At 43.0% G+C, this 9,916-nt stretch carries 9 protein-coding genes and 1 riboswitch; of the genes, 5 read left to right on the top strand and 4 right to left on the bottom strand.

The features are described 5' to 3' along the window. Positions 1–187: 187 nt before the first annotated feature. Positions 188–754 carry a helix-turn-helix domain-containing protein gene (locus FC07_RS14010; RefSeq protein WP_057905713.1) on the bottom strand — a complete coding sequence of 189 codons (567 nt, stop codon included), beginning with the start codon at positions 752–754 and terminating at the stop codon, positions 188–190. A 249-nt stretch (positions 755–1,003) separates the two neighbouring features. Between FC07_RS14010 and FC07_RS14005 the strand changes: the two genes are divergently transcribed. The 3 genes from FC07_RS14005 to proC all read left to right on the top strand — a co-directional run bounded on the left by FC07_RS14005 (position 1,004) and on the right by proC (position 5,070). Continuing rightward, complete coding sequence (locus tag FC07_RS14005; RefSeq protein WP_057905712.1) at positions 1,004–1,783, top strand: 4Fe-4S cluster-binding domain-containing protein; 780 nt, start codon at positions 1,004–1,006, stop codon at positions 1,781–1,783. Positions 1,784–1,856: 73 nt separating this feature from the next. Continuing rightward, entirely contained in the window at positions 1,857–4,250 is a 2,394-nt protein-coding gene (hypD, locus tag FC07_RS14000; protein WP_057905711.1) for a trans-4-hydroxy-L-proline dehydratase, read from the top strand. Positions 4,251–4,266: 16 nt separating this feature from the next. Beyond that, complete coding sequence (proC, locus tag FC07_RS13995) at positions 4,267–5,070, top strand: pyrroline-5-carboxylate reductase (RefSeq protein ID WP_057905710.1); 804 nt, start codon at positions 4,267–4,269, stop codon at positions 5,068–5,070. Positions 5,071–5,119: 49 nt separating this feature from the next. On the opposite strand, the gene FC07_RS13990 is transcribed toward proC, so the two are convergent. Further along, positions 5,120–6,298 (bottom strand): phosphoribosylaminoimidazolecarboxamide formyltransferase, encoded by a 1,179-nt coding sequence (locus FC07_RS13990; RefSeq protein ID WP_057905709.1) that lies wholly within the window; start codon positions 6,296–6,298, stop codon positions 5,120–5,122. Positions 6,299–6,334: 36 nt separating this feature from the next. After that, positions 6,335–6,414, bottom strand: a riboswitch (ZMP/ZTP riboswitch). A 242-nt stretch (positions 6,415–6,656) separates the two neighbouring features. Between FC07_RS13990 and FC07_RS13985 the strand changes: the two genes are divergently transcribed. Both FC07_RS13985 and FC07_RS13980 read left to right on the top strand, forming a co-directional pair. Further along, on the top strand, positions 6,657–6,899 hold the full coding sequence (locus tag FC07_RS13985) for a hypothetical protein (RefSeq protein WP_057905708.1): 243 nt from the start codon (positions 6,657–6,659) through the stop codon (positions 6,897–6,899). A 21-nt stretch (positions 6,900–6,920) separates the two neighbouring features. Continuing rightward, entirely contained in the window at positions 6,921–8,345 is a 1,425-nt protein-coding gene (locus tag FC07_RS13980) for a glycoside-pentoside-hexuronide (GPH):cation symporter (protein ID WP_057905707.1), read from the top strand. A gap of 39 nt (positions 8,346–8,384) precedes the next feature. On the opposite strand, the gene FC07_RS13975 is transcribed toward FC07_RS13980, so the two are convergent. Both FC07_RS13975 and FC07_RS13970 read right to left on the bottom strand, forming a co-directional pair. Further along, positions 8,385–8,945, bottom strand: a complete 561-nt coding sequence (locus tag FC07_RS13975; protein ID WP_057905706.1) for a DNA-3-methyladenine glycosylase I — start codon at positions 8,943–8,945, stop codon at positions 8,385–8,387. Between the two features lie 52 nt (positions 8,946–8,997). After that, entirely contained in the window at positions 8,998–9,699 is a 702-nt protein-coding gene (locus tag FC07_RS13970; protein WP_057905705.1) for a thiaminase II/PqqC family protein, read from the bottom strand. Positions 9,700–9,916 lie beyond the last annotated feature (217 nt).

The raw sequence follows: 9,916 nt of genomic DNA, 5'->3' as shown, positions 1-9,916 counted from the left end.
GTGAATCATAATTCCGTCAAATTACGATTCACCACCAATGTTAGACTGTTTTTTTGACTGATAAGAGAATATCACTTTAAGAACGGCCCTATCTTCGCCAAGTCAGAAGATAGGGCCGTTCTTGTTTTGCGCTGAAAGCACTAAAAAACGATCAAAACTGACGTGGGTTTTGATCGTTTGATTGGCATTACGCCTCGTTAGTCATGTTTTGGTGATCATTAGGGTAATGAACGACCAGCAGTTTAACAATGTGGTTCGATTCATTATCCCAATTATGTGGGTGCGTTGACAGCAAATGTGCGCTGTCGCCGGCGTAGAGCTTATCCACGCGGTCACCATATAACAAGGTTAAGACGCCGTCAAGCACGTAAATGAATTCTTCACCAGGATGAACGTAAGGATTTGGTGATTCATGTTCACCTTTCGGTAAAAGTTCAACTAAAGTAGGTGCAATTGCTTTGTCTTCTGGATATTTGCTGAGACTTTTGTAGATCGTTTGATTCATTTCGCTGGTAACGGGTTGGTTATAACCGCGCATGATCACGGATTCTTCTGAAATACTGTCATCAAAAAAGTAGTTGATTTTGACGTTTAGAATACTTGCCAGTGATTCTAAGTGGTCAACATCAATCGTGGTAATACCACGCTCAAATTGAGACAGAAAGCCTGTTGAAAGGTTGGTTAATTCAGAAAGTTGTTTCAAGGTGAGATTTTTTCTACTACGAAGTGCTTTTACTTTTTCGCCTATTTTCATAATTAAAACCCCTTTTCAAACTGTTCGTATATATTATAACAAAGATTAAAGCGCTTAAGAATAGAATAATCATAAAAATTACTTTTATAATAATATTTATTTTAATTTAAAGTGAAAACGATAACATCATAAAAATGAAATAAATTGGTTTAACACTTGATTAATTTCATTTTATTGAATATAATGAAAGCGGTTAATAAATTCGTGAAAAAATACGCAAAACACGTTTTAAAAATGGAGGCGGCGGCAATGGACGCACCTTATGTTTTTAATATTCAAAAATTTTCAACGCATGATGGGCCTGGTATTCGAACCACAATTTTTTTCAAAGGCTGTCCCTTGCATTGTGACTGGTGCCATAATCCAGAAAGCCAGCGGTTTGAACCAGAGAAAATGTTGGATAAGGATCAGCATGAACAAATCATGGGACGACAGTACAGCATTGATGAGCTGGTGCGAATCATGCAAGCGGATCAAATTTTTTACGATCAGTCGGGCGGTGGTGTGACGTTTTCTGGTGGTGAAGTGTTGGCACAAAATAGGGTTTACGTTTCAGAATTGGCACGGCGGTTACAGGAAATTGGTATTTCTGTTGCCATTGATACTTGCGGTGCCGTACCGTGGTCGCAATTTGAAGCCGTGTTGCCATATAGCGATATTTTTTTATACGATCTCAAGTTCATTGATTCACAGCTTCATGAAAGATACACCGGTGCACCAAACATATTGGTTTTGGAGAATTTAAAACGGTTAAGTGCAGCTGGTGCGGCGATTTATTTACGGTTGATTTTGTTAGAAGGGTTGAATACCACTGATGAAATGCTGCAACGGCTACAGGATTGGTTGCAGCAAGAAGGCATTCAATTACAGGAAATCGATTTATTACCTTATCATGATTTTGGGCGCGACAAGTATGCGCAACTTGGACGTGTTTGTACCCAGCACTTTAAGCGGCCCAGTGACGATCAAATTGCGATGATTCAACAAAGGTTAACAGCGACTCATGCCAATGTTCAAGTTGGTGGTTAAGTCGTTTTAATAAAAGTACCTGTCCGTTAAAGACATCAGATGAAAGTGGCGTTTTGAATAAGGAGGAAAATTCATGCTAGCAGAGCCTAAAATGCGCGGTTGTACCGCACGAATTCAACGATTACGAGAAATTTCAGTCCATGGTTGTCAGCCCAGTATTTCGATGGAGCGCGCCGTATTATTAACCGAAGCCTATCAAAAATATGAAGGTGCTGTTTCAACGCCAGTGTTACGCGGTTTGGCGTTTAAACACATTATGAAACACCGGACCTTATACATTGAAAAAGGAGCGCTAGTGATTGGGGAAAAAGGTGATCGACCTTGGGCGGCCCCTACTTTTCCAGAATTATGTTGCCATTCCATGCAAGATTTTGAAAATATGAATAATCGGGATAAAGTTTTTTTCAAAGTCTCTGACGAAGATCGGCGCATCCAAAAGGATGTGATCATTCCTTACTGGAAGGATCGGGCCTTGATGACGAAAATGAATCACTTTTTACCGGATGCTTGGCAAAAATTGTTTGATGCGGGACTGTATACTGAATTTTTACAACAGCGTGGCCCAGGCCATACCGTGGCAGATGGCAAGGTTTATCAAAAAGGGTATTTGGATTTTAAAGCAGATATTCAACGTGAAATCGATGCGTTGGACTTTAATCAGGATGTGGATGCGCTAACCAAAAAAGATGAATTAGAAGGCATGAAGTTAGTTTGTGACGGCATGCTGATTTTTGGGGAACGTTATGCAGCGCAGGCTCGGGCTTTAGCAGCGGAAGAAACGGATCCGCAATGGCGCCAAGAACTATTGGATCTCGCCACGGTTTGTGATGTGGTGCCAGCACATGCACCACAGACGTTCCGACAAGCCATTCAAATGTACTGGTTTACGCATATTGGGGTCACCGTTGAAATGAATAATTGGGATGCGTATTCACCTGGTAAATTAGATCAACATTTGGAACCTTTTTACAAACAGGATATTGCGGCAGGACGTTTGACCCGTGACGAAGCCAAAGAATTGTTAGAAAATCTTTGGATTCAGTTCAATAATCAGCCAGCACCACCAAAAGTTGGTATTACACTAAAAGAAAGTGCGACCTATACCGATTTTTGTAATATTCAAACCGGGGCATTACGGCCAGATGGCACAACAGGGGTCAGTGAGGTTAGTTATCTGATTTTAGAAGTAATGGATGAAATGAAGCTGTTGCAACCCAGTTCAAATGTTCAAATTTCGAAAAAATCACCAGAGCATTTTCTGCGAACGGCCTTGAAAGTCTCACGTAAAGGTTGGGGGCAACCGGCAATCTATAACTCAGACGCGATTATTCAAGAGTTATTAAATTTAGGCAAAACCATGGCGGATGCACGTGAAAGCGGTATTTGTTCTGGCTGTGTTGAAGTTGGAACGGCTGGTAAAGAAGCTTATGTCCTCACTGGCTATTTGAACATTCCGAAAGTGTTAGAGCTGGTTTTAAATCGTGGGTATGATCATTATTCCAATCAGCAAGTCGGCATTGATGTGGGGGATCCAACGCAATTTGCGTCCTACGATGAACTATTTGCGGCGTTTGAAAAAGAATTGAAATATGTGGTGGATGTTAAAATTGCTGGTAATAACATGATCGAACGGTTATACATGCAAGAAATGCCAGTGCCATTGTTGTCTGTGATCACAGATGATTGTATTAAACGGGCAGTGGACTATAATGCCGGAGGCGCGCGCTACAACACCAGTTATATTCAATGCGTGGGGGTTGCCACCATTACTGATTCGCTAGCAGCGTTAAAACAAAATGTATTTGAGGCACAGAACTTTACTATGGCGGAGATCATTGCAGCTTGCCATGCAGATTTTAAAGGTTATGATCAAATTTTTGAGATCGTGTTTAATCAAACTCCGAAATATGGCAATGATGATGATTATGCTGATCAGTTGTTGCATACAGTGGATGTGACCCTACAAAAAACCATTGCAGGGCGGCAAACACCAAAAGGCTCGAAAACTGTAGTGGAATTTTTACCAACAACGTGCCACGTCTACTTTGGTGAAGTCATGGAGGCCAGTCCAAATGGGCGCCATGCTGGCGTACCGCTGCCAGACGGGATCTCACCTGAAAAGGGTGCCGATCGACTAGGGCCAACAGCGGTGATTCGGTCTTGCTCAAAGTTAGACCAATTGCAAACGGGTGGTGCTTTACTCAATCAGAAATTCACGCCTGCTGTGGTTGCAGGTGAGGCCGGTATTAGCAATATGGCACATTTGGTGCGGGCCTACTTTGCGATGGATGGTCACCACATTCAATTTAATGTGGTGGATCGAAAAACCTTGCTAGATGCGCAACAGCATCCTAAAGATTATGAAGATTTAATTGTACGGGTGGCAGGTTACAGCGATTACTTTAATAACCTAGGCCGAGATTTACAGGATGAGATCATTAATCGAACAGAACAGAGCTTTGCATAACGAAAGGGGTTTCAGTATGACAAAAACAATTGGCTTTTTTGGCGGTGGCAACATGGGGCAAGCCATTATGAAGGGCTTGCTGAAGGCAGGCCTTTATCAGCCTAGTGATATTTACGTGTATGATGTGTATCAACCAACCTTAGATCAGCTTGCAGCTGAATTAGGCATTCAACCAGTGACGGTTGCTAAAACACTGGCAACCCAAACGGACACCTTATTGTTTGCGGTGAAGCCGAATATTTTACCAAGCTTATTGCAGGAAATTGGCGGATCAGTTCCGGTTTCAACGTTGGTGATCTCGATTGCGGCTGGGGTGACACAAGCCACTCTAACGGCAGGCCTATCACCTGCGCATAAAATTGTACGGGTAATGCCGAATACGCCCGCCCTGGTTGGTGAAGGCATGGCGGCTTTGGCACCGAATGCACAAGTCACTGAGGCTGATAAAGCGACAGCTAGCGCCATTTTTAATAGTTTTGGCCGCGCTGAGTTTGTCACCGAACATTTAATGGACGCGGTTTGTGGGTTAAGTGGTTCTGCACCAGCATTTGTTTATATTTTCATTGAAGCCTTAGCGGATGCTGGGGTATTGGATGGCTTGCCTCGGCCGCTGGCTTACGAATTAGCGGCCCAAACAGTGCTAGGTTCCGCTAAAATGGTTCTTGAAACCGGCAAACACCCTGGTGAATTAAAGGATATGGTCACGTCACCAGGTGGAACCACGATTACAGGGGTTCAGGCTTTAGAAAATAATGGCTTGCGGGCAGCCGTGATTGCGGCAGTCCATGCGGCGACGGAAAAGAGCAAAGAACTCGGCTAAATAGCCAAATAAATAGATCACAACGTCTGCCAACGTTGTGATCTATTTTTTAATGCCAGAATAATCGTAAACCCGTCATGGCCATGGTCATATGATACCGATCACAGGCTTCGATCACCGCGTCATCCCGAATCGAACCACCAGGCTGGGCGATATAGCGGACGCCGCTTTTAACGGCGCGTTCAATGTTATCGCTAAAAGGAAAGAAACCGTCGGAAGCCAGACTGATGTTCTGGAAGTGCTTCAGCCAAGCAGTACGATCTAATTGCTTCAATTCAACGGGCTGGCGGGTAAAATATTGTTCCCAAACATGGTCAGCTAGGATACTTGTGATACCCACTTCAAGAATTTGATCGATCACGTTATCTTTGGTAACCTTCTTAACGGTCGGTTGGAAAGGGAGCCCAAGAATCAAAGGATGTTGCCGCAAAAGCCAACGGTCAGCTTTGCCACCAGCTAAACGAACACAGTGGATCCGGGATTGCTGACCAGCGCCAACCCCAATCGTTTGACCATCATAAGCGTAACAAACGGAATTCGATTGGGTGTATTTGGTGGTGATCAATGCAATTAATAGATCACGAACGGCTGACTGCGGTAACTTGGTTTGCTGAGTGGGAATATTGGTTAATAATGCAGGTGTGATGGTTTGTTGCGAACGTGGCTGTGTCAATTCAAAGCCGAATACTTGGCGAGTGGTTGTTGGTTCGGCCGGTGTATAATCGGAATCAATCTGCAAAATCAAGTAACGGCCACGTTTTTTTTGTTTTAAAATCGTCAGCGCTTCAGGCGTGTAAGCTGGGGCAATGATCCCATCTGATACTTCATGCTGAATAAGGCGTGCTGTTTCGGCGTCGCATTTTGCAGATAAGCCAATGAAATCGCCATAAGAAGACATGCGATCGGCGCCACGTGCCCGCACGTAAGCAATCGCAATGGCAGACGTTGGGCAGGTGGTTAAATGATAGCTTTGACAAAGGGTTTGGTCAAAACGAACGGCGGTGCCGACACCTGCTGGACTGACATGTTTAAAAGACGCTGCAGCGGCAAGTCCGGTGGCCGCTTGTAATTCGCGGACTAATTGCCAGCTATTTAAAGCGTCTAATAAGTTGATATAGCCAGGTTGACCGTTTAAAACGGTTAGCGGACTTGCTTGGTTGCCAGGAAAAGTGAACGTTGCCGGTGTTTGATCAGGGTTTGTGCCATAACGTAGTGATAAAGGTTGCATCAATTTCCTCCATAAAAAATGCCCACCAGTCCAGGCAGACATCGCCCAGACGGTCGGCATTTTTTCGTATACTTCACGTGGTTACTCCACTTTTTCCGTCAGTCATATACTACTGTTAATATAACGAATTTAAGCTTAAATGGCAAGTAGCGACACTTGGTTCGTAAAACAATAATGGTATTTAGTAAATATTACTCAAGCAACTATTGATTTTTAAAGCGCTATCGCGTATGCTTAATCTATCAGTTAAGGAACAACAACTTACTTAAGCGATTGATAAGTCGATTGTTGTCACTTAATCGCTAAATGCACTTATTTATTTACTTAATTAAACTAAAGAAGACTGTGGGGGATACTGATGAACAACAAATCGGATAAAATTTTAATCGATCCTAAAATGTTTGCCCAAACCATTTTAGCGGGCAATGTGATGCAACCTGGTGAAGATGATAAAGTCTATATCAAACGTCAATTACGGCTTTATTTGGAAGCGCTCTTACTGGTTCAAGATTTCAATAATTTAGAGGAAACACAATTTGATATTGCAAAAGAAGAACAGCGTAACCAGATTTTACAAAAGATCATTGAACGGCGCTACTAGGCGCGAAAGGGTGAATGAAGAATGAAACAGATCAAACAATACACATCTTACGCGTTTGGGGCCTTCGGTCATGATGCGTTTTATGCCACATTAAGTACTTATTTCATGTTATTTGTTACCAGTCAATTGTTCGATACCAGCAATAAAGCGTTTGATACGAAAATGATCAGTTATGTGACGATCTTAATGACCGTGATTCGGATCATTGAAATTGCGTTTGATCCACTGATCGGTGGCGCCGTTGATAATACGGAAACTCGTTGGGGCAAGTTCAAGCCTTGGCTGTTGACTGGGGCGGCGATTAGTTCTGTGATGTTAATGTTGATTTTCACCAACTTCGGTGGGTTGGCCACCAGTAAGCCATACCTGTATTTAGCATTATTCGGTTTAGTCTTTGTGATTCTTGATATCTTCTATTCTTTTAAAGATATTTCATTCTGGTCAATGCTACCGGCCTTAAGCGTCGATTCCAAGGTTCGGGCAAAGTTTGGGACGATCGGTCGTTTTGGGTCCACTTTAGGGGCACAAGGGGTACCCATTGTGATCTTCCCGTTGGTGATTTTCTTCTCAAAAACGTTCTCTGGTACCAGTGGTGATACCAAAACCCGGGCAGGTTGGTTAGGTTTTGCTGCCGTGATTGCCTTGGTCTCATTCTTAGGGGCTTTAGCAGCTGCTTTTGGAACCAAAGAAAAGAAGAGCTTAATTCGTGAAAGTGCTGAAAAAGTTCGTTTCCGCGATGTTTTTAAAGTGATTGGTCAAAATGATCAATTGATGTGGTTAGCCTTGTCTTACTTCTTGTTTGCCTTAAGTTACGTGGTAACAAATTCATTGTTAGCCTACTACTTTACTTATGTGTTAGGTCAAAGTGGTAAATTCTGGTTGGTGGGTGTCATCACGGCAATTTTAGGGATTATCTCTGTGATCTTATTCCCAACGATCGTTAGCATTGTTAAACGGCGGGCCATTTATGTTGGTGGCATTGTGATGATGCTGATCGGTTATGGGATGTTCTTATTCGCTGGTTCGCACTTGATCGTTGTATTGGTTGCCGTTTCGATTTTCTTCTTCCCATATCCAATGATTTTCTTGGCTGCTTTAATGACCATTACGGATAGTGTTGAATATGGCCAGTGGAAAAACGGTAACCGTAACGAATCCGTTACCTTATCAGTTCGACCTTTGATCGATAAATTAGCAGGGGCCATTGCCATGGGCGTTGTCGGTTTAGCGGCTGTCCATTCTGGTATGGTAGGTAACGCCAAGCCAAGCAGCATTTCTGCCGGTGAACTGTTAAACTTCAAGAGCTACATGTTCTATGCACCAATGGTATTGATCGTGTTAGCTGCTTTAGTTTATTTAACCAAAGTCACTTTAACTGAAAAACGCCATGCTGAAATTGTGCGTGATTTAGAAAAAGATTTAAAAGCAAAACAACAGACGAAATAAAAAAAGTCGGTGAATTCAATTCAGGATTCACCGACTTTTTTATTGGATATGGTGGACTTGACAGCCTGCCAAATGGTCGTCAAAAATACCTAAAGCTTGTAATAATGACTGGATGATCGTTGGACCGACAAATCGAAAATCAGCTTTTTTAAGATCCTTGCTAATTTGTTGTGCCAAAGGGGTTTGTGTAGGCATTTCTGCCATCGTCGCATAACGATGGACAATCGGCTGATAGGCCACATAAGCCCACAGCCAGTCGTTTAACGTTTGGCCTTGTTGGTGCCAAGCAACTAGGACTTGCGCATTGTGGATCACGGCTGCAATTTTTAAGCGATTACGAATAATGCCAGCGTCGTGGCGTAAACGCTGGACGGCCTGATCGTCATAACGCGCAATTTTAGTGACCTCAAAATTGTCAAAAGCTTGCCGAAAATGGTCGCGTTTATTTAAAACGGTTTGCCAACTTAAGCCAGCTTGCATGAGTTCTAAGGTTAACAATTCAAAGGTCTTGCGTTCGTCGGTTGTGGGCACGCCCCATTCTTGATCGTGGTAAGCAGTCATTAAGGAATCCGCATGTTCAGCCCAATCACAGCGTTGCATGGCATCAGCTTCTTTCTAAAAGTTGGCGAATATACGTTCGCGATTCAGTATATCATGGCTTACGGGTTAATGCACGTTTTTGCCAGTCTGCCCAGGTTTCACACTGGTAAGCTGCTTCCCAAAAATAACATTCAAGTAAACAACTTTTGAGAAAAGTTGCTTTAGCTTGTGCTTGTTCTGCGGGTGTCGCCAGATGTGCTGCTTGGTCAATGATTTGCCAAAACTGCTGTAAATAGCCATCTGGGCCGTGAAAGGCAGCTGTGTCAAAGGTGAGTAAATTGCGATAGGCTGGTGATTCATCACGAACTTGCTTTTTGGCAAATTCACCAAGTTCAACGTAGAGCCATTCACCAGCCGCAAAAGCCGGCAGGATTTGTAGTACGCTGCGGCTGTCTAGCGTACCTGTCATGTGTTGTTGGTACAATTGATTCATCGGCTGGATCGGAATTTGTTTTAAGCCCGCCCAATCATGGGGCATATCAGCACCACCACGGTTTAACCAAGGGGCAATGTAAGCAAACTGCAAGGACTGACGTTTTTGGAACACCAAAGCTTGTTGAGTGGTGGTACTACAATCAATCAACGTATTGATCAATGCAATTTCGTTGTATTCGAAACTTAAATCTTGCTGATCATAGTAATGCAGCTGTGCTGGTGTTAAATCCCCATGTAAAATGCCTTGAACAAAGGGATGCTGTTCACTAGCCAACAGGTAAGGTTGCGCTTCGGCTAACATTGTTTCGGATAATGACATTTTTAAAATTCCTGCTATACAAAATGTAGAATTATGTCATCAAACATAATGAGAAAGAAATATAGTTTTTCCTTTCCGAATTTCGTTTACTTCCGTCATCATTAGTATTCCGATAGCCGAAAAACGGGTAATCGCAGGGACTAACTCTTGAAGTTTGAGGGCATAGCCTGCCCCTTTTTAATTATTTTAGAGTGCGAGTTGTAATAAGTTCTGGACA

Origin of the sequence: Loigolactobacillus bifermentans DSM 20003 (assembly GCF_001434575.1) — a bacterium.
In the GTDB taxonomy this organism is placed as follows: domain Bacteria; phylum Bacillota; class Bacilli; order Lactobacillales; family Lactobacillaceae; genus Loigolactobacillus; species Loigolactobacillus bifermentans.
The sequence above is the reverse complement of the archived record's forward strand: the minus strand, read 5'-3'. Positions and strand labels throughout refer to the sequence as shown.

Coding starts and splice junctions, on each gene's coding strand:
- FC07_RS14010 (WP_057905713.1), bottom strand. CDS start 754: ATGAAAATAGGCGAAAAAGTAAAAGCACTTCGTAGTAGAAAAAATCTC.
- FC07_RS14005 (WP_057905712.1), top strand. CDS start 1,004: ATGGACGCACCTTATGTTTTTAATATTCAAAAATTTTCAACGCATGAT.
- hypD (WP_057905711.1), top strand. CDS start 1,857: ATGCTAGCAGAGCCTAAAATGCGCGGTTGTACCGCACGAATTCAACGA.
- proC (WP_057905710.1), top strand. CDS start 4,267: ATGACAAAAACAATTGGCTTTTTTGGCGGTGGCAACATGGGGCAAGCC.
- FC07_RS13990 (WP_057905709.1), bottom strand. CDS start 6,298: ATGCAACCTTTATCACTACGTTATGGCACAAACCCTGATCAAACACCG.
- FC07_RS13985 (WP_057905708.1), top strand. CDS start 6,657: ATGAACAACAAATCGGATAAAATTTTAATCGATCCTAAAATGTTTGCC.
- FC07_RS13980 (WP_057905707.1), top strand. CDS start 6,921: ATGAAACAGATCAAACAATACACATCTTACGCGTTTGGGGCCTTCGGT.
- FC07_RS13975 (WP_057905706.1), bottom strand. CDS start 8,945: ATGCAACGCTGTGATTGGGCTGAACATGCGGATTCCTTAATGACTGCT.
- FC07_RS13970 (WP_057905705.1), bottom strand. CDS start 9,699: ATGTCATTATCCGAAACAATGTTAGCCGAAGCGCAACCTTACCTGTTG.